This is a genomic window from Mesorhizobium sp. WSM4847 (genome assembly GCF_055811335.1).
This window is the reverse complement of the sequence record NZ_JBVVPY010000005.1, coordinates 24,769-48,812: the sequence shown is the minus strand read 5'-3', so window position 1 is coordinate 48,812 and position 24,044 is coordinate 24,769. Positions and strand designations below refer to the sequence as shown.

At 61.7% G+C, this 24,044-nt stretch carries 25 protein-coding genes; 20 read left to right on the top strand and 5 right to left on the bottom strand.

Annotated features, from left to right (window positions below; translation table 11 throughout):
• The first annotated feature begins 11 nt into the window (after nt 1-11).
• Nucleotides 12-743 carry a VWA domain-containing protein gene (locus AC0L28_RS08440; RefSeq protein WP_287174278.1) on the top strand — a complete coding sequence of 244 codons (732 nt, stop codon included), beginning with the start codon at nt 12-14 and terminating at the stop codon, nt 741-743.
• Entirely contained in the window at nt 740-1,441 is a 702-nt protein-coding gene (locus AC0L28_RS08435; protein ID WP_198032858.1) for a DnaJ domain-containing protein, read from the top strand. Before AC0L28_RS08440 ends, AC0L28_RS08435 begins: the two co-directional genes overlap by 4 nt.
• A 44-nt stretch (nt 1,442-1,485) precedes the next feature.
• Here AC0L28_RS08435 and AC0L28_RS08430 read toward each other — a convergent pair whose 3' ends face one another.
• A complete protein-coding gene (locus AC0L28_RS08430; RefSeq protein WP_287174276.1) occupies nt 1,486-2,808 on the bottom strand; it encodes a D-alanyl-D-alanine carboxypeptidase in 1,323 nt (440 codons plus the stop codon).
• Here AC0L28_RS08430 and AC0L28_RS08425 point away from each other — a divergent pair.
• The 7 genes from AC0L28_RS08425 (at nt 2,786) to clpA (ending at nt 10,909) form a co-directional block, all read left to right on the top strand.
• Nucleotides 2,786-2,911, top strand: coding sequence for a hypothetical protein (locus tag AC0L28_RS08425; protein ID WP_280809885.1), 126 nt, complete (start codon nt 2,786-2,788; stop codon nt 2,909-2,911). The two genes, AC0L28_RS08430 and AC0L28_RS08425, sit on opposite strands and share 23 nt — an antisense overlap.
• Before the next feature lie 334 nt (nt 2,912-3,245).
• A complete protein-coding gene (locus AC0L28_RS08420) occupies nt 3,246-3,575 on the top strand; it encodes a phasin family protein (RefSeq protein ID WP_023801209.1) in 330 nt (109 codons plus the stop codon).
• Between the two features lie 144 nt (nt 3,576-3,719).
• The gene (locus AC0L28_RS08415; RefSeq protein ID WP_473476737.1) at nt 3,720-4,787 is read left to right on the top strand and encodes an ABC transporter ATP-binding protein; all 1,068 of its coding nucleotides are present in this window, start codon (nt 3,720-3,722) and stop codon (nt 4,785-4,787) included.
• Nucleotides 4,788-4,902: 115 nt separating this feature from the next.
• Nucleotides 4,903-5,928: an extracellular solute-binding protein gene (locus AC0L28_RS08410; protein WP_128168145.1), complete on the top strand. Its 1,026-nt coding sequence runs from the start codon at nt 4,903-4,905 to the stop codon at nt 5,926-5,928.
• Entirely contained in the window at nt 5,928-7,649 is a 1,722-nt protein-coding gene (locus AC0L28_RS08405; RefSeq protein WP_473476735.1) for an ABC transporter permease, read from the top strand. Before AC0L28_RS08410 ends, AC0L28_RS08405 begins: the two co-directional genes overlap by 1 nt.
• A gap of 461 nt (nt 7,650-8,110) precedes the next feature.
• Nucleotides 8,111-8,437, top strand: a complete 327-nt coding sequence (gene clpS, locus AC0L28_RS08400; RefSeq protein WP_023801212.1) for an ATP-dependent Clp protease adapter ClpS — start codon at nt 8,111-8,113, stop codon at nt 8,435-8,437.
• Between the two features lie 6 nt (nt 8,438-8,443).
• Nucleotides 8,444-10,909 (top strand): ATP-dependent Clp protease ATP-binding subunit ClpA, encoded by a 2,466-nt coding sequence (gene clpA / locus AC0L28_RS08395; protein WP_023801213.1) that lies wholly within the window; start codon nt 8,444-8,446, stop codon nt 10,907-10,909.
• A gap of 84 nt (nt 10,910-10,993) precedes the next feature.
• Here clpA and AC0L28_RS08390 read toward each other — a convergent pair whose 3' ends face one another.
• The 4 genes from AC0L28_RS08390 to AC0L28_RS08375 all read right to left on the bottom strand — a co-directional run bounded on the left by AC0L28_RS08390 (nt 10,994) and on the right by AC0L28_RS08375 (nt 14,006).
• Nucleotides 10,994-11,428, bottom strand: coding sequence for an HIT family protein (locus AC0L28_RS08390; protein ID WP_023801214.1), 435 nt, complete (start codon nt 11,426-11,428; stop codon nt 10,994-10,996).
• A gap of 118 nt (nt 11,429-11,546) precedes the next feature.
• Entirely contained in the window at nt 11,547-12,764 is a 1,218-nt protein-coding gene (locus AC0L28_RS08385) for a GNAT family N-acetyltransferase (protein ID WP_128168148.1), read from the bottom strand.
• 41 nt (nt 12,765-12,805) lie between these two features.
• The gene (locus AC0L28_RS08380) at nt 12,806-13,534 is read right to left on the bottom strand and encodes a glycerophosphodiester phosphodiesterase (RefSeq protein WP_023801216.1); all 729 of its coding nucleotides are present in this window, start codon (nt 13,532-13,534) and stop codon (nt 12,806-12,808) included.
• Between the two features lie 7 nt (nt 13,535-13,541).
• Nucleotides 13,542-14,006 carry a RidA family protein gene (locus AC0L28_RS08375; protein ID WP_128168149.1) on the bottom strand — a complete coding sequence of 155 codons (465 nt, stop codon included), beginning with the start codon at nt 14,004-14,006 and terminating at the stop codon, nt 13,542-13,544.
• 137 nt (nt 14,007-14,143) lie between these two features.
• Between AC0L28_RS08375 and AC0L28_RS08370 the strand changes: the two genes are divergently transcribed.
• From AC0L28_RS08370 to rseP, 11 genes are all read left to right on the top strand, one after another.
• Nucleotides 14,144-14,971 (top strand): cell envelope integrity EipB family protein, encoded by an 828-nt coding sequence (locus tag AC0L28_RS08370; protein ID WP_023801218.1) that lies wholly within the window; start codon nt 14,144-14,146, stop codon nt 14,969-14,971.
• 99 nt (nt 14,972-15,070) lie between these two features.
• Complete coding sequence (locus tag AC0L28_RS08365; RefSeq protein ID WP_473476731.1) at nt 15,071-16,369, top strand: hypothetical protein; 1,299 nt, start codon at nt 15,071-15,073, stop codon at nt 16,367-16,369.
• 101 nt (nt 16,370-16,470) lie between these two features.
• On the top strand, nt 16,471-16,749 hold the full coding sequence (locus AC0L28_RS08360) for a DUF4031 domain-containing protein (protein ID WP_027151900.1): 279 nt from the start codon (nt 16,471-16,473) through the stop codon (nt 16,747-16,749).
• Nucleotides 16,746-17,357: a LysE family translocator gene (locus AC0L28_RS08355; protein ID WP_287174260.1), complete on the top strand. Its 612-nt coding sequence runs from the start codon at nt 16,746-16,748 to the stop codon at nt 17,355-17,357. Before AC0L28_RS08360 ends, AC0L28_RS08355 begins: the two co-directional genes overlap by 4 nt.
• A gap of 176 nt (nt 17,358-17,533) precedes the next feature.
• On the top strand, nt 17,534-18,331 hold the full coding sequence (gene rpsB / locus AC0L28_RS08350) for a 30S ribosomal protein S2 (RefSeq protein WP_027151898.1): 798 nt from the start codon (nt 17,534-17,536) through the stop codon (nt 18,329-18,331).
• Nucleotides 18,332-18,448: 117 nt separating this feature from the next.
• Nucleotides 18,449-19,372 carry a translation elongation factor Ts gene (tsf, locus tag AC0L28_RS08345; protein ID WP_473476727.1) on the top strand — a complete coding sequence of 308 codons (924 nt, stop codon included), beginning with the start codon at nt 18,449-18,451 and terminating at the stop codon, nt 19,370-19,372.
• A gap of 320 nt (nt 19,373-19,692) precedes the next feature.
• Entirely contained in the window at nt 19,693-20,415 is a 723-nt protein-coding gene (pyrH, locus tag AC0L28_RS08340; protein WP_023801221.1) for a UMP kinase, read from the top strand.
• Nucleotides 20,416-20,538: 123 nt separating this feature from the next.
• A complete protein-coding gene (gene frr / locus AC0L28_RS08335) occupies nt 20,539-21,093 on the top strand; it encodes a ribosome recycling factor (RefSeq protein WP_077384157.1) in 555 nt (184 codons plus the stop codon).
• A 32-nt stretch (nt 21,094-21,125) separates the two neighbouring features.
• Nucleotides 21,126-21,857 carry an isoprenyl transferase gene (locus AC0L28_RS08330; RefSeq protein ID WP_023801223.1) on the top strand — a complete coding sequence of 244 codons (732 nt, stop codon included), beginning with the start codon at nt 21,126-21,128 and terminating at the stop codon, nt 21,855-21,857.
• Nucleotides 21,854-22,684, top strand: a complete 831-nt coding sequence (locus AC0L28_RS08325; RefSeq protein ID WP_128168155.1) for a phosphatidate cytidylyltransferase — start codon at nt 21,854-21,856, stop codon at nt 22,682-22,684. Before AC0L28_RS08330 ends, AC0L28_RS08325 begins: the two co-directional genes overlap by 4 nt.
• A 116-nt stretch (nt 22,685-22,800) precedes the next feature.
• A complete protein-coding gene (rseP, locus tag AC0L28_RS08320) occupies nt 22,801-23,943 on the top strand; it encodes an RIP metalloprotease RseP (RefSeq protein ID WP_023801225.1) in 1,143 nt (380 codons plus the stop codon).
• The last annotated feature ends 101 nt before the right edge of the window (nt 23,944-24,044 follow it).

The window sequence follows — 24,044 nt, the reverse complement described above, 5'->3', positions numbered from 1 at the left end:
TCTTGAATGTCATGAGCGACAAGAAGCAGCCCGTGCCCGCAAAGGCCAATCCTGCGCCGGTCGAATCCCAATCGAGCACCGGCGAGATCGACGCGTTTATCCGTCAGGCAAGGACGCTGGCTGCGTCCGCGACCGGTACTGGCAGGCTGATCCTTTCCCTCGACGCGACCATGAGCCGCCAGCCGACCTGGGATCTCGCCTGTGCGCTGCAGGGCGAGATGTTCGACGCCGTCGGCAAGGCCGGGGCGCTCAAGGTCCAACTGGTCTATTTTCGCGGTTTTGGCGAGTGCCGCTCATCCGCATTCGTCACCGATACGAACGCGCTGAAGCAGCTGATGACGCGGATCGAATGCCGCAGCGGCCACACCCAGATCGGCAAGGTGCTCGCCCATGCGCTGAAACAGACGGCGGCGGCCAAGGTCAACGCCCTGGTCTATATCGGCGACGCGATGGAGGAAAATATCGACGATCTGGCGGAAAAGGCCGGCAGCCTCGGCCTGCACGGCGTTCCTGTCTTCGTCTTTCAGGAGGGCCATGATGCCGGCGCGGAAAAGGCGTTCAAGGATATTGCGCGGCTGTCCAAAGGCGCCTGGTTCCGATTTGATCGGCGGGCCGCCGCAACCTTGGCCAGCCTGCTATCGGCGGTTGCGGTGTTTGCGACGGGCGGGCTGAAGGCTCTGGAGGCCAGGGGCAGGCCGGAAGACCGGCTGCTGATCGAGCATCTGCGGAGCGGCAGGAAATGATGGGCGCGACTATCGCATTCGTGGCGTTGCTTTTGGTGCTGCTCGGCGTGGCCATGGTGTTTCTGCGCTCCGACCCCGCGAAACTCGCAAGCTGGATGAGGACGCTTGGGCCTGTCCTGCTGGCGCTGATCGGCGTCGCCGCGCTTCTGGTTGGACGCGCAGGCATCGGCGGCTTGATCCTGTCGACGGCGCTCGCCTGGTATGGCTCGATGCGGATGAAGCGGCCGACGGCGAAACTGGAGCCGGGCAAGTATTCGACGGTGCGCACCGCGGCCCTCGAAATGGAGCTTGATCACGATACCGGCAATCTGGAGGGGCTCGTGCTCGCCGGCCGCCATGAAGGCAAGATGCTAGGCACGATGAGCCTTGCGGAATTGCAGCAGCTTTATCGCGAACTCCCCGGCGACCCGGAGAGCCGCCAGCTGCTAGAGACGTATCTTGACGGCAGATTTCCCATCTGGCGCAAAGACGCGGAGGCGAATGGTGGCGACGGGCTGGGTGTTTCGCCAGGTTCGGGCGCCATGACTAAGGAGGAGGCCTACAAGATCCTTGGTCTTGAAGCGGGGGCCGCCGCGGCGGATGTCCGCAAGGCGCACCGCCGCCTGATGCAGCGCCTGCACCCCGATCTCGGCGGCACTTCGTTTCTGGCGGCGCGGATCAACGAAGCCAAGGACGTCTTGCTCTCCAATCACAACTAGTCTCCTTCGACGCAGAATTCTTCCGGGAGATGTTTCGACGCCGCCTACTGGTGGACGGCGTAGCACTCGATTTTCTTTTTCTTCAGGGCGTTGCAGGCTTTCGAGGCGGCAGTCTTCGAGCCAAAGCCGAACCGGGCGCGGTAGTAGGTGACGCCGCCCTTCTCGAAGGCGACGGTGAAGCCCACAGCATCGGCCAGGACCGAAGGCGCCTGTTTGCTCGTCTCGTCCAGGAGAGCCTGGGCTTCGGACTGTTTTGGCGAAGAGGCGACCTGGACTGCCCAGCCGGACGGCACCGATGCCGTGTTGACGGGATCGACCGTTGCCGGTTCGCCATAGGCTGCTGCGACCCGTGCGGTCGCCACATCGTCCGCCGTAGCGGCGGCCACTGTTTCGACCTTCCTGGTCTGGGAGACGGGCCTGGTCTCAACGACGGGGGTGGCTTCTTCAACGACGGGCTCGGTTTCCTCCACCAGGGAGGCAATGGCATCGCCGTCCGGGGCCTCGTTGTACGCCGCATCGTCGTCCGGCCTGCTGTCCGGCGTCGGCGCGTCGCGCTTGGGCAGGAATACTTTCGCCAGCGCGGTGATCGGGTTGCCACCACTGGCCTTGGCGATCAGCATGCCGCTGCCGCGCGACGACGCCTTCGGCAGGTAGGTTTTGATCAATGCGGCCATCTGGTTGTCGCGGCTGCCGCCGGATTTCCCGCCTATGACCACCGCGACGATGCGGCGATCGCCGTCGTCGACCGAGGAAACGAGATTGTAGCCGGAGGCGCGGGTGTAACCAGTCTTGATGCCATCGACGCCCTTGATGCGTCCAAGCAGGCGGTTGTGGCCGTTGATGCGCCTGCGGCCGTAGAGAAAGGAACGCTGCGAGAAATAGCTGTAATACTGGGGAAAATGCTCCCGCAGCGCGATGCCGAGCACCGCCATGTCGCGCGCGGTGGTGAACTGACCGGGATTTGGCAAGCCGTGGGCGTTGCGGAAAACAGTCCCCTTCATGCCCAGGGCCCGCGCCTTGGCCGTCATCATGTGGGCGAAATTGGCTTCATTGCCGCCGAGAAGTTCGCCGATTGCGGTTGCCGAGTCGTTTGCCGACTTGGTCACCATCGACAGGATCGCGGTCTCGACCGTGATCGCGCCGCCCCGTTTGACGCCGAGTTTGGTCGGCGGTTCGGCAGCGGCATTGGCCGAGAAGACGACCCGGGAGTTCTTGCCGATCTTGCCGTTCGCCATGGCCTCGAAGGCCAGGTAAAGCGTCATCATCTTGGTGAGCGAGGCGGGATAGCGTCGGCCATCGGCATTCGAAGAGTAAAGCACCTTGCCGGTCTTGGCGTCGATGACGATGGCCGCCGACCTCGCCGCCATGGACGAAGCAGCTCCGGCAACGACGAATGTCATCGCCAAAGCGAGGATCATGATCGTTTTCAAGGAGGACGCGGATTTGGAGAGAATGCCCGACAACGCCTGACGCACCGATGGTTCCTTTGAATTTTTGTTGCGGTGGAGGCGGCAAAGGGGTCCTGCCTCACTTCAAGCCAAGCTATCGCGGCCAGCGTTACCAATCCGTTTATGGTAACCGCGGCGTTCACCATTTTCTTCGAGCTTGAGCTTTTCTTTATTCGAATCTTAGCCATTTCCCGACGGTTGCGCCGATCTGCTGGCCGGATGGCACTTGGTGAAACCCAGAGTCGGTGAAACCTTGACTTTTGTGCAGTGCACAATATATTACTTGCATTGCACAACGCGGCCCCGAGAAAAGGCCGCGTCCACCGCTCAAGGACAACTGGCAAGGGATTGCGTGAATGACCCAGACCTATGAAGATTTCAGCAAATACGGCAAGGAGTTTGCGGATAGCGGCTTGAAGAGCTTCGCATCCCTTTCCAAGGGCGCGCAGGCCATCGCCACCGAGGCGGGCGAGTACACCAAGAAAAGCTTCGAGGCCGGCAGCGCAGCAGCCGAGAAACTTTTGTCGGCCAAGTCGCTGGAGAAGGCGATCGAGATCCAGTCCGATTTTGCCAGGCAGTCGTACGAAGCCTTCGTCACCGAAGCCACCAAGATCGGTGACCTCTATGCCGAACTCGCCAAGGAAGCCTACAAGCCGTTCGAATCGATCGTCGCAAAGGCGAAATAATCTCGCTACAAGATGTGAACACGGCCCTTGGGCCAGCAAGACGGACCCGGTCGCGAACGTGCGGCCGGGTTTTTTCATGGCAATTAAGTTTCCAGCCGATCGACGCTGATCTAAACAGCTATGAGCCAGCGTGTCGGAGGGCGAATGATGCATGGGTCGATAAATGATGCCGGCGCTCCGCTAACGCTGGAACACATCAGCCGATGCTTCGGCGACACCCAGGCGCTGGATGACGTTTCGCTGTCGATTGCGCCTGGAGAGATCGTCTGCCTGGTCGGCCAGTCCGGTTGCGGCAAATCCTCGCTTTTGCGGATCATTGCAGGCGTCGATACTGCGGACAGCGGAAGAATTCTGCTCAATGGCATTGAGATCGCGGGCGCGAACAGCTTTGTCGAGCCCGAAGACCGCAACATCGGATTCATGTTCCAGGATTATGCCCTGTTCCCGCACCTGACCGTCGAGGAGAACGTGGCCTTCGGCCTCAAGCGGCTGTCGCGGCGCGAGGCGAGCGCCCGTGCGGCCGAGGTGATCGCCCGAATCGGCATCCAGGCGCTTTCCGGCCGTTACCCACACACGCTTTCAGGTGGCGAGCAGCAGCGAGTCGCACTGGCGCGGGCGCTTGCCCCAAAACCCGTCATCCTGCTGATGGACGAGCCTTTCTCGAACCTTGATCGTGGCCTGCGGGAGCGGGTGCGCGAGGAGACCACTTCAACGTTGAGAGCCTTGGGGACGACGGCGATCCTCGTCACGCACGACCCGGAGGAGGCCCTTTCCGTCGGTGACCGGGTTGTGCTGATGCAGGAGGGGCGGGTTGTGCAGGTCGGGACGGGCTACGATATCTATGATCATCCCAACTCACTCTACGCCGCCGAATTCTTGTGCCCGTACAACAGGGTAGAGGGCATCTACCGCGATGGCCGGGTCGAAACGGTGCTGGGCACCTTTCCAGCCCGGCTCGATCTTCCGGAAGGCGGCAAGGCGTTTGCCTGCATCCGCCCGCAGGCTGTCTGCCTTTCAGGTTCCGACGAAGGTCTGCCGGCGCTTGTCGTCAACCGCTCTTTTCTGGGTGAGATCGAACAATTGCTGGTCAGGATCGAGGGCGTTGCTGACCTCTTGCGCTTGCGCACCACCAGCCGGATCGATGTAAAGCCGGGTGAGCCGATCCATCTGACCATAGATCCAGGCGGCGTGCTGATATTCGCTGCGGCATAAGTCGCAAGCGCTTTGGTCGCAAAGTAACTTGACTAAATTACTCACATATGATCGAGCAATTCCCGGGCTGTCAACCAATGCCGGCCGCACCAATCAATTAATGGAGGACCGCTTCATGAAGAGCCTTTCCACATTGCGACTCGCCCTGGTGGGCGGCGTCTTCGCCCTCGCTGGCGGGGCCAGCGCCATGGCGGCCGAACTGAACATCTACACCACGCGTGAGCCTGGGCTGATCCAGCCGCTGCTTGACGCCTTCACCGCCTCGAGCGGCGTCAAGGTCAATACAGTCTTCATGAAAGATGGTCTGGCGGAGCGTGTGGCCTCGGAAGGGGAAAGCTCACCTGCCGATATTCTCATGACGGTCGATGTCGGCAACCTAGCTGACCTGGCCGAAAAAGGCCTGACGCAGCCGGTCGAGTCCGATGTTCTGAAAGCCGCGGTCCCGGAGAACCTGCGTGACCCGGCCAACAACTGGTTTGCTCTGTCGATGCGGGCCCGCGTACTCTACGCGGCCAAGGATCTCGATCTTGCCGCGTTCAACTACGAGGACCTGTCCGATCCAAAATGGAAGGGCAAGGTCTGCATCCGGTCCGGCCAGCATCCCTACAACACCGCTCTTTTTGCCGATTACATCGCACATAACGGCGCCGAGGCGACGGAAGCATGGCTTGCCGCCGTCAAGGGGAATCTCGCCCGCAAGGCGGGCGGCGGCGACCGCGATGTGGCCAAGGACATCCTCGGCGGCATTTGCCAGATAGGCATCGCCAATTCCTACTACGTCGGACTGATGCGCTCCGGCAAGGGCGGTGAGGAGCAGGTCGCCTGGGGCGACGCGATCAAGGTCGTCCTGACAACGTTCAAGGATGGCGGCACGCAGGTCAACGTCAGCGGCGCGGCCGTCGCAAAGCATGCGCCGAACAAGGGTGAGGCGGTCAAGCTGCTGGAATATCTGGTTTCCGACGACGCCCAGACACTCTATGCCAAGGCAAATTTCGAATACCCGGTCAAGGCCGGCGCTCCGATCGACCCGATCATCGCCTCGTTCGGCGCGTTGAAAGTCGATCCAGTGCCGATGACGGAAATCGTCAAGCATCGCAAGCAGGCAAGCGAACTGGCCGAGAAGGTCGGCTTCGACAACTGATGGGCGATCCGGGCGTGGGCAGTGCTGCGCCCGGTGATCTCCCGATGTCGGATGTCGACCTGCGAAGAGCCTCCACTGTGAAGGTCGCCCGGTACTGGTCCGGGCGACTGTGGTTCATGGCGACCGTGCTTGTCGCTGTGCTGGTGGCGACTCCGGTTCTCGCCCTTATCTGGCAGGCGCTGCGGGGATCGAGCGGGCTCTGGCCGCATCTCCTCGCCTATGTGCTGCCACAGGCCTTCCAGCAGACCACGGCGCTACTCATCGGCGTCGGTGTCCTCGTCACGCTTCTTGGCACCTCGACGGCCTGGCTTGTCACCGCCTATGACTTTCCCGGCCGCAGGTTTCTCGAATGGGCGCTGCTCCTCCCGCTCGCGGTGCCGACCTACATAATCGCCTACGTCTATCTCGATCTTCTCCATCCGATCGGCTTGGTCCAGGGTGCGCTCAGAGTGGCACTTGGCTTCACCAGCCCACACGAATTCCGCCTTCCCGACATCCGGTCGATGGCCGGCTGCATCGTGCTGCTCGGCTTCGTGCTCTATCCCTATGTGTACCTGACGACGCGGGCGATGTTTCTCACCCAGGCGGCCAATCTAGTCGAGGTGTCGCGCACGCTTGGAAGTGGCAAAGGCGGCGTCTTCTGGCGCGTTGCGCTGCCGCTGGCACGTCCGGCGATCGCCGTCGGCGTCAGCCTCGCGCTGATGGAGGCGCTGAACGACATCGGTGCCTCGGAGTTCCTGGGCGTGAAGACACTGACGGTCTCTGTCTACACGACATGGGTGACGCGGTCCGACCTGCCGGGCGCGGCGCAGATTGCGCTCGCCATGCTGTCATTGGTGGTCGCGCTCGTCACCATCGAGCGTTGGGCGCGCCGTCGTCAGCGTTATTGGTCGAGCGCACAAAAGGCGCGGAGTTTCACACCGCATCGTCTCGGCACCGTTTCGGGTCTGGTGGTTTTTGCGCTCGGCCTTCTGCCGGTGTTCATCGGGTTCATCGCCCCGGCGAGCTATCTTGTCGTCGAGGCGTGGAAGCGCGTCCGTTTCGCAGGGCTGTCGCCCCGGCTCTTGTCGGAAACGCTCAACACCGTCACCCTGTCGGCCATGGCCACGCTCGCAATCCTGCTCTTCGGCGTGATCATCGCCTATACGGCGCGCTCGCTTCCCGGCCGCGTCACGGCGGCTTTGCAGAGGATTTCCACGGTCGGCTATGCGATGCCTGGCACCGTGGTGGCCATCGGAATATTGTTGCCCGTCGCGGCCCTCGATCAGATGATCGACCGAACCGCGCTAGCATGGCTGGGCGCGCCAACCGGCCTGCTGCTGATCGGGTCAGGAGCAGCGCTCGGCTACGCCTATGTCGCACGCTTCCTGGCGATTGCGGTCGGTTCGGTCGAGGCGGGCTTCAGCCGCATTCCGCGCTCGTTCGATCACGCCGCGCGCAGCCTTGGCCAGAATGTGACTGGCACATTCCGGCATATTCTTCTGCCGCTTTCGAAACCGTCGCTCGTCGCTGCGGGCTTGCTCGTGTTTGTCGATTGCATGAAGGAGTTGCCGGCGACGCTTCTGTTGAGGCCGCTTAATTTCGAGACCCTGGCGACGCATCTCTACGGCGAGGCGGCGCGCGGGACCTACGAGGAAGCCTCGATCGCGGCACTTGCCATAGTCCTCGTCGGCACCTTGCCTGTCGCTGTTCTCGCTCGTGTTGGACGATGGAAATCCTAAGTGTGTCCGGCCTAAACAGACTCGCTGGCACCTAAAGCGCGTCTGAAGGGATCATGCGACTCCAGGTTCGTTATTCAGATGCATGTTGTTTCGTTAGCTGACGCATCTACGATAAATCGTAAGTGCTCCACGCCTATCGGATCGTGCCGCCAAAGCGACGGGTCGGAAAACCGCTCAACCTATCGACCGAAGCAGTGGGCAGCATGACAGAGTTCAGGCTTCGTTTTCCCTTGCCGTTGACTAGCGTACTTTCGATGCGATGCCCTCAATTTGAAATCAGGGGCTCTGCTGCCTTCACGATTTCGAAAAATCGGTCAAGTTTGGCCACCTAGCCATATTGTCAGCTAAACAGAAGGGCTTAAAATCGTTCATCGAAGACCTACATGTCGAACTCATATGGGGATTCGAAAAGGCAGGGTTACGTGACGACAGGTTTGACTGCCACAACAGATGTGGTGCGGATGCAAAACGGCAGCGACGGCAACGAGACCGGTCGCGGCACGGCCGTCATCACGCGCACCAAAACCAAGACCAAGAAGCCTAGCCTTTATCGGGTCCTCATTCTCAACGACGACTACACACCCATGGAATTCGTGGTTCACGTGCTGGAGCGCTTTTTCCAGAAGGACCGTGAAGCCGCCACACGCATCATGCTTCATGTTCACAATCATGGAGTGGGCGAGTGCGGGGTCTATACATTCGAGGTGGCCGAGACCAAAGTGTCTCAGGTCATGGATTTCGCCCGACAGAATCAGCATCCGCTGCAATGCGTGATGGAGAAGAAGTGAGGTAACATGCCGGCTTTCTCCCAAGGCCTGGAAAAGGCGCTTCACCAGGCGCTGACGCTCGCCAATGAGCGGCACCACGAATACGCAACCCTTGAGCATTTGCTGCTCGCGCTCATCGACGACACCGAGGCGGCCGCGGTCATGCGCGCCTGCAACGTCGATCTCGACGAGTTGAAGCACACGGTTCTCACCTACATCGATACCGAGCTTGACAATCTCGTTACCGGCTATGACGAGGATTCCAAGCCGACGGCCGGTTTCCAGCGCGTCATCCAGCGCGCGGTGATCCATGTGCAGTCGTCCGGCCGCGAGGAAGTCTCCGGCGCCAACGTGCTCGTTGCCATCTTCGCCGAGCGCGAGAGCCATGCCGCCTATTTCCTGCAAGAACAGCAGATGACCCGCTACGACGCGGTCAACTACATCTCGCATGGCATCGCCAAGCGGCCCGGCGCGTCCGAGACGCGGTCGCCGCGTGGCGCCGATGACGAGCAGGGCCAGAGCGGCGCCGAGCCGCAAGAGGACAGCGGCAAGAAAAAGCAGCAGCAGGACGCGCTGACCGCCTATTGCGTCAATCTGAACAACAAGGCCAAGGCCGGCAAGATCGATCCGCTGATCGGCCGCGAGTCCGAGATCAACCGCACCATCCAGGTGCTGTGCCGCCGCTCCAAGAACAATCCGCTCTATGTCGGCGACCCCGGCGTCGGCAAGACGGCGATCGCCGAGGGCCTCGCCAAGCGCATCGTCGAGGGCGACGTGCCGGAAGTGCTGCACAACGCCACCATCTTCGCGCTCGACATGGGAACATTGCTGGCCGGCACCCGCTATCGCGGTGATTTCGAGGAGCGGCTGAAGCAGGTCGTCAAGGAGCTTGAGGATTATCCGGGCGCGGTTCTGTTCATCGACGAGATCCACACCGTGATCGGGGCAGGAGCGACGTCTGGCGGCGCCATGGATGCATCGAACCTGTTGAAGCCGGCGCTGTCGTCCGGAACGATCCGCTGCATCGGCTCAACCACCTACAAGGAGTTCCGCCAGTTCTTCGAGAAGGACCGCGCCTTGGTGCGGCGCTTCCAGAAGATCGACGTCAACGAACCGACCATCGAGGACGCTATCGAGATCATGAAGGGTCTCAAGCCGTATTTCGAGGAGTTCCACAAGGTTCGCTACACGGCTGAGGCGATCAAGGCTTCGGTTGAACTGTCGGCGCGCTACATCAACGACCGCAAGCTGCCGGACAAGGCGATCGACGTGATCGACGAGACCGGCGCCTCGCAGATGCTGGTGCCGGAGGCCAAGCGCAAGAAGACCATCGGCATCAAGGAGATCGAAGCGACGATCGCCACCATCGCCCGCATTCCGCCGAAGACGGTTTCCGCCGACGACGAGAAGGTGCTGGCCGGTCTCGACATCGAGCTGAAGCGCGTCGTCTACGGTCAGGACACCGCGATCACGGCTTTGACCTCGGCGATCAAGCTGGCGCGGGCCGGCCTGCGCGAACCGGAGAAGCCGATCGGCTCCTACCTGTTCTCGGGACCGACTGGCGTTGGCAAGACCGAAGTGGCAAAGCAGCTCGCCGCCTCGCTCGGTGTCGAGCTGATCCGCTTCGACATGTCCGAATATATGGAACGCCACACCGTCTCACGGCTGATCGGTGCGCCTCCCGGCTATGTCGGCTTCGACCAGGGCGGCCTGTTGACCGACGGCGTCGACCAGCATCCGCATTGCGTGCTGTTGCTGGACGAGGTCGAGAAGGCGCATCCGGATCTGTTCAACATCCTGTTGCAGGTCATGGACCATGGCAAGCTGACCGACCACAACGGCAAGCAGATCGACTTCCGCAATGTCATCCTGATCATGACCACCAATGCGGGCGCCTCGGATGCGCAGCGCGCGGCTATCGGTTTCGGCTCGACCAAGCGTGAAGGCGACGATGTCGAGGCGATCAACCGGCTGTTCACGCCGGAGTTCCGCAACCGTCTCGATGCGATCATCCCGTTCGGCTCGCTGCCGGTGCCGGTCATCCACCAGGTGGTGCAGAAGTTCGTCATGCAGCTCGAGGCCCAGCTCTCCGAGCGTGGCGTCACCTTCGACCTGTCGCAGGAGGCGATCGCCTGGCTGGCCGAGAAGGGCTATGACGAGCGCATGGGAGCACGGCCGCTCGGCCGCGTCATCCAGGAGCACATCAAGAAGCCGCTGGCCGACGAGGTGCTGTTCGGCAAGCTTAAGAAGGGCGGCACGGTGCGTGTCACCGTCGACAAGAAAGAGACCGGCGAAACCGGGCTGAAGCTCGAGTCGCTCGCCGACGAGGCGCCGGTCAAGCCGAAGAAGGAAGAACCGGACGACACGCCGAAGCCCAGGAAAGCTGCCGGCAAGAAGCCGGCCGCGAAAAAGGCGGTCGCGCAGAAGGCGGAGCCCAAGGGCAAGGACGGCAGCAAGCGCAGCCTGGTGCCGCAACTGCCCCGCAAGGGATGATGGCCTGAAAGCTAAAAAAGCCCCGGAAACGGGGTTTTTTTGCTTCGAGGGGCTGGTGGGCGGCCGGACGTGCGACGCCCGACATCAGTTTGTCAGCGCCGTCCGTATCTTGCCAGCATTCTCAGCCAACACTTCCGGCTTCTCCATCTGCCCACTATGCGGCTTCAATGGGATGCCCTCGAAGCGTGGAATGACGTGGACATGGAGGTGGTAGACGGTCTGGCCCGAAGCGGGCTCGTTGAACTGCAGGATGGTGACGCCATCGGCGCCGAAGGCCTTCTTCACCGCCACCGCCACCTTTTGCACGACGGCGAAGAGTGGGCCGAATGTTGCCGGATCCGCGTCAAGCAGGTTGCGCGACGGCGCCGTCGGCACAACCAGCGTATGACCCGGACCTTGCGGCATCACATCCATGAAGGCGACAACCGCGTCATCTTCATAGACGCGATGCGACGGGATTTCACCGCGCAGGATTTTCGCGAAGATATTGTTGCTGTCGTAGGTGGTTTGTTCGGCCATGGCGTGCGCTCCGGATTGTGCCTTGCTCCTACCGCATCGACCCGACAATCGGAATCGATTTTCGGAAACTACGATGCTTTCGAGCGTGCTTTGTGCGTCCAATTGGACGCACGTCGCTCTAATCGTCCGCCAGATCCTTGCGGAACGGGGTGTGCTCTTCGAGATAGCCGGCCATCCGCTCCAGTTCGCGGCGCTCGCGCCTGAGATAGTCGGCGACCGCGTTACGCAAGCCGGGATGCGCAATGTAATGCGCCGAATGCGTGGTCACCGGCCTGTAGCCGCGCGCCAGCTTGTGCTCGCCTTGTGCGCCGGCTTCGACCACCTTCAGCTTACGGTCGATGGCGAAGTCGATCGCCTGGTGATAGCAGACCTCGAAATGCAGGAAAGGGTGGTCCTCGATGCAGCCCCAGTTGCGCCCGTAGAGCGCATCGGAACCGATGAAATTGATGGCACCGGCAATGTAGCGTCCATTGCGCCTGGCCATCACCAGCAGGATGTCGTCGGCCATGCGCTCGCCGATCATCGAGAAAAACGCGCGGCTGAGATAGGGCCGCCCCCATTTCCTGCTCCCGGTATCCATGTAGAAGGCAAAGAAGTCGTCCCAGACCCTTTCGGTCAGGTCCTTGCCGGTCAGCCAGTCGATCGAGATGCCGTGACCGAGCGCCTCGCGCCGCTCCTTCTTCATCGCCTTGCGCTTGCGCGATGCCAGCGTGGCGAGAAAATCGTCGTAGGTCGAATAACCTTCATTGAAGAAGTGGAACTGCTGGTCGGTGCGGTGCAAAAAACCCGCCGCTTCCAGCGCTTCGACATCCCTCAGCTGCGCGAAAGTCACATGCGCGGAGGAAACGCCGAGTTTTTCCGTCACCGCCTTCAGGCCGACTGCCAGGCCGGCCTTCACGGCGCGACTGTCCTCGCCCTTGTTGACCAGCAGGCGAGGGCCGGTGACCGGCGTGAACGGCACGGCGCATTGCAGTTTTGGATAGTAACGCCCGCCAGCGCGCTCGAACGCGTCCGACCAGCCGTGATCGAATACATATTCGCCCTGGCTGTGCGATTTCAGGTAGCAGGGAGTGGCACCGAGCAGCTTTCCCTGCGCTGTCTCGAGCCTGAGATGATGGCCCTGCCAGCCGGTGCGCCGCACGGCGCAGCCGGAATCCTCAAGGGAGCTCAGAAAAGAGAATGAAACGAGGGGGTTGTATCCGTTTTCTATATCGTCGCGTGCGGTCCCGCCGAGGCCATCCCATTCGGCGCAGGTGAAGGCTCCGATGCCGGAGGCAACCCGGATCGCATACTCTCCATTCGCCGTTTGCCCGTCGCCTTCATCGCCTTGATCCATGAGGCCTATTTAAGCTCCGTGCCGGTCCATGCAAGCTCAGTTCAAGCGACCTGCACAAGATCCGGCTCAAATCCTTCGAACGTCATCTGGTCGGCATATCTGAAGGTCAGGTCGACCGCCGGTTGGTCGAGCACGGTCCAGGTGATGACCGGCATTTTGAGCCTTTCGCGCACGAAACTGACAAACTGGTTCGGCAGGTCGCCGGCGGCGTAGGAGGCGAAGGCGATGTCGTGCGCCAGCATGGCGAAATGCGCCTCGATCAGCTTGACTTCGTTGCCATAAGCGGTCAGCCCGCCCGGAATGCCGGGCGCGTGTTTTGGGAAGTCGCGGATCAGCCAGTGGTCGAACGACATGATCGCCGCCTTGCCCCTGTAGTTCTTGAGCATCTTGCCGACGCTTTCCACCAAGCCTTCGTCACGGCCGGGAACCCCTTTCAACTCGACGACCACCGGCACGCGACCATCGACCAGGTCGAGGGCCTGCTGCAGCGTCGGCAGACGATCTGATGTGCCGCCGATCTTGAGGGCCGTCATTTCTGCTGCCGTGCGCTGCCAGACGAAACCGTCCTGGCCGGTCAGCCGCTTCAGATCGCCATCGTGGATGATCACCGGGATGCGGTCTGACGACAGATGCACATCGCATTCGATCGCATAGCCGCGTTCAGCCGCAGCGGCAAAGGCGGAAAGCGTGTTCTCCCAGCGCGTCTTGTTCATGTCGTGGAGGCCGCGATGGGCAATGGGTCGGGCGGTCAGCCATGAAAGGTCGGTCATGCCGGGCTCATTCGACTTCGAAGATGGCTTCGATTTCCACTGCGGCATTAAGCGGCAGGGAGGCGGCACCGACGGCGGCGCGAGCATGCTTGCCGGGATCGCCGAGCACTGCAACCAGTAGATCCGAGGCGCCGTTGGCAACCAGGTGCTGCTCGAAAAAATCCGGCGCCGAGGCGACGAAGACGGTGATCTTCACCACGCGGCGGATTTTCTCGAGATCGCCAAGTGCTGCCTTGGCCTGCGCCAATATGTTGATCGCGCAGTATTTTGCCGCTTCCTGGCCGGTTGCGATGTCGACATCACGGCCGAGCAGGCCGCTCGCCTGCAGCTTGCCCTGCTTGAGCGGCAGCTGTCCGGCGATGAACAGCAGATTGCCTGATCTGCAACAGGGCACGTAGTTGGCGGCGGGCGCGGCAGCGACCGGAAGCGTCACGCCGAGATCGCTTAGCCGCTTTTCGATTGTTTCACTCATGGTATTTCCCTATTGCTTGATGACGCTGCGCAGGCCGGGCCGAAATTGCAATTTTTGCCTCGCTTCCGCCACGACTTTTTTTAAGCTGGACCCTCTTTCCTGCGGCCTGCCATCAGGCGCGATGATCGGAGCCCCTCATGCGCGCAACACGCCTCGCATTCCACGCTGTCCTGCTGCCAGCGGTGTTCTCGATGGCGCCGGCTTTTGCCGTACCGGCGCTGCAGGCGCATCGCGCGGTTTACGATCTGACCCTGGACAAGGCCTCCGACCGCTCCGGCATCACCGGCATTTCCGGCCGCATGGTCTATGAGTTCAACGGCTCGCCTTGCGAAGGCTATACAGTGAAGTTCCGTTTCGTCACCCAGATCGTCACCAACGAGAATACAAGGCTGACCGACCAGCAGACGACCACTTTCGAGGACGCCGAAGGCAAGACCTTCTCGTTCGTGACAAAATCCTTTGTCGACCAGACTCTCGACAAGGAGGTCAAGGGCACCGCGACGAAGGAGACAAACGGCCTCAAGGTCGACATCGACAAGCCGGAGAAGAGCAGCGTCGAACTGCCGGCCACACAGTTTCCGACGCAGCATCTGGCCGAACTGATCGACAAGGCCGAAAAGGGCGAAAATTTCTACGAAACCAACCTGTTCGACGGTTCGGAAGATGCCAACAAGGTGATGACCACCACCGTCGTCGTCGGCAAGAAAGCCGATGCCGACAAGACCGATCCGGAAGTGCCGGCACTGGCAAAACTCGCCACCGACAAATACTGGCCAGTCGACATCGCCTATTTCGACAGCACCGACAAGTCAGGCGAGGAGGTGCCGGAATACCGGATCAGCTTCAAGCTGCATGAGAACGGCATCACGCGCGACCTGCTCATGGACTACAACGATTTCTCGATGACCGGCAAGCTGGTCAATCTTTCGCTGTTCGATCAGACGAAACCCTGTCCGCCGAAATAGAGCCTTGGGTTAGCCACGCCCGCAGGACGGCGGCGAATGACTTGAACACGCCGCAATTGCATTTCAACCTCTGCGCCGAGGGATCGATCGGGGGGTGGGTTGAGCAAAATCGATGTGTTCGTGGCGCCGACGCCCAATCCGGCGCTGATCAGGATCATGACTGTCGTCAACCGGGTCGTCATGCTGCGTGGCATTCCCGGGTTTCGCGACCTGTTGCCGTTCAACCGCGTGGCCGGATTGCGCGGTGTCGCCAATGTCCGCCATATCGACTTTCCCGACGACGACCGGCAGCGGCTGAAGGCCTGTTGCGGCGCAGGCAACGCAACGTTCATCACGCCCAATCATCCGGAATTCTTCACCGACTGGATGATCGACAAGGAGATCGTCTCGAGGGTCAGTCCGCTCGCGGCATCCTGGGCCACGCATGGCGTCGTCAACGGCCTCGGCCGGATCATGCAGAAATTCTGGCTGGCCAACAATCTGATCGCCCAGATACCCGGCAACAGCGGCGCTGCCAAGGAACACTCGATCGCCTGGGCGCTGAAAGGGCATGGCGTTCTCTTGCATCCCGAAGGCGGCGTCGGCTGGCATGGCAATGTCGTCGCTCCGCTTCTTCCGGGGGCGGTCGAGATGGGGTTCGAAGCGCTCAAGCGCGGTCGCGTCACGGATCAGGATTTCAAAGTCTGGATCGCGCCGGTTGTCTGGAAGCTCGCCTTCACCAAAAATGTCGAGCCGGCGCTGGCGCAGGAATGCGCCTATGTCGAGAAGAGCCTGAAGATTGAGCGTCGTGCCGCCGATACGCTGCCGGAGCGCGTCCACCATATCTATGCGACGCTGCTGTCGCGCGATGAGATTGCCTGCGGCATGGCGCCCGACGAACGGGCTACGTATGCTACGCGGCACAAGCAATTGCTGCTCGAATTGAGCCGGCGCCTGGGGGAGGGTATTTCGGTCGATCCCGGCGCCAGCGAGATCGCCGAGCTTTTGCGCCGGGCGCGCCGCTGGCTGCGGGAAGGCACTGGCGACGCCGAGCGACAAAAACAGATCCGCTCGCTGGCGGACACTATCCAGCGTCTCCAACGCGTCGGACCGTGGGCCTCAGCCAATCCGCGCATTGCGAAAGAGGAGATCGCAGAGCATCTGAAGCGTATCCGCAACGATTATTGCAAGGGCACGCTGCGCGACACGGTCAATTGCTTCGTACCGCAACCGGCCGGGCCGCGCTGCGCGCATATCCGGGTGCCGGAGCCGTTGGGATTGCACGCCTTTCCGGGCTCTATCGACGATGCCCTCGCCGAACTGCACCGGCGCATGCAGGAGACCATCACCACGACCGTGGCCGAACTCGAAGCCGCCGGCAGCTTCATTTTCTATCCGAATCCCTTCTATCATCGCTAGGATTGGCATCTCTAGCATTGGCATCGCTGACGTTGGATCTCGGCTGCGGGTGAACTGCGGCTCCGCTGGTCGGCGCAAGATGAAGGAGTGCGGCAAGCCTCATGGCGGTCTATGTCGACGCGGCGATCTGGAAATGGGTCGGCCACCGCTGGTGTCACCTGCTGGCCGACGACACCGACGAGCTGCATCGTTTTGCAGCACAGCTCGGCGTCAAGCGCTCGTCCTATCAGGGGCCGCCGAAGACATCGGCGCCGCATTATGACATAACCGGCTTCGAGCGCGACCGCGCGGTGCGGCTAGGCGCCGTCGAATGCAGCCGCGAGGAGATCGTTGCTGTTTTCCGGCGGGTCCGGGTGCCGAAGGGGAAGATACGACCATGACGTTGACGGCATTTCTGGCTTACTGCGCTGCGATCACATTTGCCGCCGCCACGCCTGGCCCGGCGGTATTCACGGTCATTGCCAACGGCGTCTCGCGCGGCTTCGTTCGTGCCTTCCTGGCTGGCCTCGGTATCGCCGCCGGCGACGCGGTGCTGGTGACTTTGGCGCTGCTCGGCCTCGTGGCACTGGCACAGACCTTCGAATGGGTTTTTCTCATCCTGAAATATGCGGGTGCAGCCTATCTGATGTTTCTTGGCGTCAGGATGTGGAGATCGGCTTCCGCGCGATCGAATGGACTGGAGGTTACGCAGGCAAGACTGTCTCGATCGTTTTACCTCGGCATCTCCATCGCATTGGGCAATCCCAAGGCGATCCTGTTCCACGCCTCCATCATGCCGTTGATCCTCGATCTCAATGCAATGAACTTCGCTGAGGGGCTGCTCGTGGTTACGGTCGTGATCGGCGTCAACATTATCACTATGGGCGTCTATGCGGTGCTTGCCGGGCAGGCTTCGGGCTGGTTCAAGACGCCAAGGCGGATGCGCTTGATGAACAGGTTTGCCGGCGGCGCCATGATCGGCACCGGTGCGCTGATCGCCGCACGCTGAGCCGCAAGATACCGCAGCGCTTGCGTTTGCCGCGCATCCCCTCTATATGCGCGCTCATTCCACACACGGACTTTGGTGTCTGCCCGGGAGAATCCGGCTGAAACCTCCGGTGGCGTTCGAGGACAAAGTCCAGAAATGCCTGTGTCCGTGGAGGCTAACCGGAAAAGGACATAACAATGGCTCTGCCTGATTTCAGCATGCGCCAGCTTTTGGAAGCTGGCATTCACTTCGGCCACCAGACCCACCGCTGGAACCCGAAGATGGCGCCCTATATCTATGGCGCCCGCAACAACATCCACATCATCGACCTCTCGCAGACGGTGCCGCTGCTGCACCAGGCGCTGAAGCAGGTTTCCGACACCGTCGCCAAGGGTGGCCGCGTGCTGTTCGTCGGCACCAAGCGCCAGGCGTCCGACATCGTCGCCGACGCCGCACAGCGCTCGGCCCAGTACTATGTCAACTCCCGCTGGCTCGGCGGCATGATGACCAACTGGAAGACGATCTCGAACTCCATCCAGCGCCTGCGCAAGCTTGACGAGATGCTGGCTGGCGAGGCCCAGGGGCTCACCAAGAAGGAGCGCCTCAACCTCGACCGCGAGCGCGAGAAGCTCGACAAGGCGCTGGGCGGCATTAAGGACATGGGCTCGACGCCCGACCTGATGTTCGTGATCGACACCAACAAGGAAGCGATCGCCATCCTCGAGGCCAAGCGTCTCGGCATCCCGGTCGTCGCCATCATCGATTCCAACTGCGACCCGGACAAGATCGATTTCCCGATTCCGGGCAATGACGACGCGGCCCGCGCCATCCAGCTCTATTGTGATCTGATCGCCAAGGCTGCAATTGACGGCATTGCTCGCCAGCAGGGCGCGCTTGGTGTCGACGTCGGCGCTTTGGCCGAGGCTCCGATCGAGCCGGCACTCGAGCCGACGCCGGCCGCCGAGACACCGGCCGCCCAGACACCGGAAGCGTAACAGCGAAGGCCGGTTTCGGCCTTCATCTTTCTCATATTTTGGCGCGCTGAGCGCTGGCGCCAGGCGCATCATCGAGGACCGGTGGTGCGTCGGTGCATTTTAAACGAAGAGGCGACAATGAGCATTTCGGCTGCACAGGTCAAAGAACTCCGCGACTTGACCGGCGCGGGCATGATGGACTGCAAGATGGCGTTGAACGAGACCAACGGCAACATGGAAGAGGCCGTCGACTGGCTGCGCAAGAAGGGCATCTCCAAGGCCGACAAGAAGGCCGGCCGTACCGCGGCCGAAGGCCTCATCGGTGTCGATTCCGGCGTGCGTGAGGCGGCGGTCGTCGAGGTCAATTCCGAGACCGACTTCGTTGCCCGCAACGCTGCCTTCCAGGAGATCGTCGCCAACGTCGCCAAGGTGGCGCTCGCCTATGGCGGCAAGACCGAGGCCGTCGCAGCCGCCCCGTATCCGGGTTCCGCCAAGTCGGTTGCCGACACCATCAAGGACGCTGTCGGCACCATTGGTGAGAATCTTGGCTTCCGCCGTTCGGCCAAGCTCACCGTCGAGCAGGGCGCCGTCGCAACCTACGTCCACAACGCGGTTGCCGACGGCCTTGGCAAGCTCGGTGTGCTGGTCGCCATCGAGACATCTGGCAACGCGCAGGCCGCCAACGCCTTTGCGCGTCAGGTCGCCATGCATGTCGCCGCCACCAACCCGATGGCGCTGACCGCTGAAGAACTCGACCCGGCGGCGGTCGAGCGCGAGAAGGCGATCTTCGCCGACCAGGCGCGCCAGTCCGGCAAGCCGGAAGCGATTATCGAGAAGATGGTCGAGGGCCGCCTGCGCAAGTTCTACGAAGAGGTCGTGCTGCTCAAGCAGGCTTTCGTGCTCAATCCCGACATCACCGTCGAGAAGGCGCTGCAGGATGCCGAGAAGGAAATCGGCGCACCGGCCAAGATCACTGCCTATCTGCGCTTCGCGCTCGGCGAGGGCATCGAGAAGGACGAGACCGATTTTGCGGCGGAAGTCGCGGCGGCGGTCAAGAAGTAAAACGCACTCTATCTTTCTGAAAGACTTTACGGCCGGGTGTCCGCGAGGATGCCCGGCCGATTTCTTGCGCGGTATCGATGAAGGCCAGGCGTCGGCGACAGGCCGGCTGGCTATCTGCTCATGCCCGGATCTGCTCATGCAAGGATCTACATGCACAAGTTGCATTTGCCGGTGTAAGCCAAGGGCTGGAAGAGCGTTTGCCGGTTCCGGCGCCGCGTGACATCGCAGCGCCCTTCGTGTATCGGAACGCCAAATGTTTCGGGGCAGCGCCTGCGCGGGAAGCCGCCCCGGCGCGTCACACGCATAATGATGAGGACCAGATGACGGTGAAGCCCCTCTACCGACGTGTCTTGCTGAAAGCGTCGGGCGAAGCGCTGATGGGTGAGCAGCATTTCGGCATCGACGTGTCGGTGGTCGATCGCATCGCCGCCGACATCGCCGAGGCCCGCACCCTTGGCATCGAGGTTGGGGTTGTCATTGGCGGCGGCAACATCTTTCGCGGCGTCGCCGTTGCCTCCAAGGGCGGAGATCGCGTCACCGGCGACCACATGGGCATGCTCGCCACCGTCATCAACTCGCTGGCGCTGCGCACCTCGCTGAACAAGATCGGGGTCGACGCGGTGGTGCTGTCTGCAATCGCCATGCCTGAGCTTTGCGAGAGCTTTTCGCAGCGCCAGGCGACCGCCTACATGAACCAGGGCAAGGTTGTCATCTTTGCCGGCGGCACCGGCAATCCGTTCTTCACCACCGATTCGGCCGCGGCGCTGCGCGCGGCGGAAATCGGCGCCGACGCGCTGTTCAAGGGCACCCAGGTCGATGGCGTCTATTCCGCCGATCCCAAGAAGGACCCGCATGCGACCCGCTTCGAGCGCATCAGCCATGGCGAAGTCATAAAACGCGGTCTTTCGATCATGGATACGGCCGCGATTGCACTTGCGCGCGAAAACAACATCCCGATAATCGTCTATTCGATCCACGAGAAGGGTGGTTTCGGTGATATTCTGAGGGGCGGCGGACGTTGCACGGTCGTTACGGACGACTGATCGGGAGCCCGATGCCGAACCGAAGGTTTTCCGTAGGCGAAAAACGGGAACCGGTTTTCGGATCGAGGCTTGAATACGGGTTACCCTGAAGTGAATCCGGCTAACGGGGTCGAGGAGACGATGATGAGTGGCGAATACGATGATCTCAAACGGCGCATGGACGGGGCGATCGCTGCGTTCAAGCACGATCTGGCTTCGCTGCGGACCGGCCGCGCGTCGAGCAACCTGCTCGATGCGATCCAGGTGCAGGCCTACGGCACCACCATGCCGATCAACCAGGTGGCAAACGTGTCGGTGCCGGAGCCGCGCATGATTTCGGTTTCGGTCTGGGACAAGTCGATGGTCGGTGCGGTCGATCGCGCCATCCGTGAATCCAATCTCGGCTTCAATCCGATCGTCGACGGCACCAATCTCAGGATTCCGCTGCCCGAGCTCAACGAACAGCGCCGCAAGGAGTTGGTCAAGATCTCGCATGGTTATGCCGAGAATGCGCGCATCGCCGTGCGCCACGTGCGCCGGGACGGCATGGAATTCCTCAAAAAGGCGGAAAAGGACGGCGATATCAGCGAGGACGATCATCGCAAGCGGTCCGACCAGGTCCAGAAGCTCACCGACGAGATGATCGGCACCATCGACCATCTGCTTTCCGATAAGGAAGCTGAAATCATGCAGGTTTAGGGTCTGGCCACTGCTGGCTCGAAAGCGAGAACATGACAAGCCCTGCGCATGTCGCAATCATCATGGACGGAAACGGACGCTGGGCCAAGGCGCGTGGCTTGCCACGGCTTGCTGGGCATCGTGCCGGCGTCGAGGCGCTGCGCAACACGGTGCGCGCCGCTCCTGGCCTTGGCATCTCGTTCCTCACCGTCTACGCCTTCTCGTCGGAAAACTGGTCGCGGCCGAAGTCCGAAGTCAGCGACCTGATGGGCCTGTTGAAAATCTTCATCCGCCGCGACCTCGCCGAACTGCACCAAAATGGCGTGCGGGTCAGGATCATCGGCGACAGGGCAGGGCTGCAACCTGACATCAGGAGCCTGCTTGAAGAGGCCGAAACGCTGACCGTCCGCAACGACGCTCTGACCCTGGTCATCGCTTTCAATTATGGCGGACGCGACGAGATCGTGCGCACCGCGCGCAAGCTTGCCTCTGCGGTGGCGCGCGGCGAGCTCGACAGCGAGGCGATTACGGCCGAATCCTTTGCCGGCTCTCTCGACACCCAGGGTATTCCGGATCCGGAACTGGTCATCCGCACCAGCGGTGAGCTCAGGCTGTCGAATTTCCTTTTGTGGCAAGCGGCTTACAGCGAACTTGTCTTCCTGCCTTGCTACTGGCCCGATTTCAGCCGCGAGCATTTGGCTGACGCATTGCGCGACTTTGCCGGTCGCGAGCGCCGTTTCGGCGGGCTTGGCGCTGAAGGCGTCGCCGTGACAGCCAAGGGATGAGCAACCTCCAGCTTCGCGTTATTTCTGCCGTCGTGCTTGCGGTCGTCACGCTCGGCCTGACCTGGCTCGGCGGACTGCCCTTCCGGTTGCTTTGCGCCGCCATGACGATCCTGATCTTCTACGAATGGACGCGAATGTGCCGCCCGGTCGCCGCCACGGGTCTTGGTCTTCTGCCGGAAGCGCTGCTTCTGGTTTTCGTCGGCGCCTTGGTCGCCGGCCTGCCGGCGTCCTGGCTGCTGCTTCTTGTAGCGGTGATGGTCGTTGTCACCGTGGTCGTGGCTTCGATGCACCAGACTTCGATGCATCAAACGGGACAGTGGGACGCGTCCGGCCTTGCCTATGCCGCCATTTCCGGACTGTCACTTGCTCTTTTGCGCGACGGCGACCATTCCGGCCTCGTCGCCATTCTCTTCCTGTTCGCGGTGGTTTGGGCGACCGACATAGCAGCTTATTTCGTCGGCCGCGCTGTCGGCGGGCCGAAGCTGGCGCCATCGATCTCGCCGGGCAAGACGCAGAGCGGTGCGCTCGGCGGCGCTGTCGGCGGCGTGGTTGCCGGGCTGCTTCTGGCCGCTGCGGCCGGAGCCGGCAATCTGGCAGTGCTCGGCGTCGTCGCGCTGGTGCTTTCGCTCGTCTCCCAAGCTGGCGACCTTTTCGAATCATGGGTGAAGCGGCGCCACAACCGCAAGGATTCGGGCATGCTGATACCGGGCCATGGCGGCGTCATGGACCGGGTCGACGGGCTTGTCGCGGCGGCGTTCGCCCTGTACGTCATCGGTTGGATTTCGGCGACCGCCGACCATCCGGCGCAGGGGCTGTTTCCAGCTTGATCGGCATCGATTCCGGGCCTGGTTTCTTGACCTGCGCAGGATGCGCCATGGATTCGCCTGGATTGATGCCACAGTCGCGGTACCACCGTGCTGCGGACGAATTTTGAGGACATGAGTTGAACGAGATTCTTCACGCGGTTTTCAGCACGGAGGGCTTTGTCCTCGGCACGCTGGTGCCTTTCCTGTTCGTGCTGACCGTCGTCGTGTTCGTTCACGAGATGGGCCATTATCTCGTCGGCCGCTGGTGCGGCATCGGCGTGAAGGTCTTTTCGATCGGCTTCGGCCCGGAGCTCTTCGGCTTTAATGACAGCCATGGCACGCGCTGGAAACTCTGCGCCATTCCACTTGGCGGCTACGTCAAATTCGTCGGCGACATGAACGCCACCTCGAGCCAGCCCAGTTCGGAGGAGATCGAAACGCTGACGGCTGCCGAACGCAAGGTCGCTTTTCACACGCAGCCGGTCTGGAAGCGCGCGGCAACTGTGGTGGCTGGCCCGCTGTTCAATTTTCTGCTGACGATCGCCGTCTTTGCGGTGCTGTTTTCCGCCTATGGCCGGCCCGTGCTGGAGCCAATGGTGGCTGAAGTCACTGCGGGCAGCCCAGCGGCCAGGGCCGGCATCCTGCCCGGAGACCGCTTCGTCAGCGTCGACGGCAGCAAGGTCCAGACCTTCGCCGACGTCCAGCGCCGGGTCTCGGGCCGCGGTGGCGACCCCATCACCTTCGTCATGCTGCGCGACGGCAAGGAGATCACCGTTACGGCGACGCCGGAATTGATGGAGCAGCAAGACGGGCTGGGCAACAAGGTCAAGGTGGCGGTGATCGGCGTCGTCAACAACCAGGAATTCGGCCAGCCCAGGCTGATCACCTATAACCCGGTCGGAGCGGTAGGGGCAGCGGTCGAGGAGACCGGATACATCATTCAGCGCACCGGTCAGTTCCTGCAGCGTTTCGTTGTCGGTCGCGAAGACAAATGCCAGCTGGGCGGCCCAATCAAGATCGCAAAGATGTCGGGGCAGGCGGCAAAACTCGGCTTCGACTGGCTTGTGCAACTTGTCGCCCTGCTGTCGGTCGGGATCGGTATTCTGAACCTTTTGCCGATTCCTCCGCTCGACGGCGGCCATCTCCTGTTCTACGGCGTGGAGGCCATCATTCGGCGACCGGTGTCGGAACGGATGATGGAGTTGGGCTACAGGGCTGGCCTGCTTCTCGTCTTGGGCTTCATGGGGTTTGTTTTCTGGAACGACCTGTTTGGATGCTGAAATCATGAAGAAATTTGGCTTCGGCACAGCCAATGTTGAGACGCCGTTTACCATGCGTGGGGATATGCGTGACGCGAAAGCCACGCAATTGGGTTAAGTAA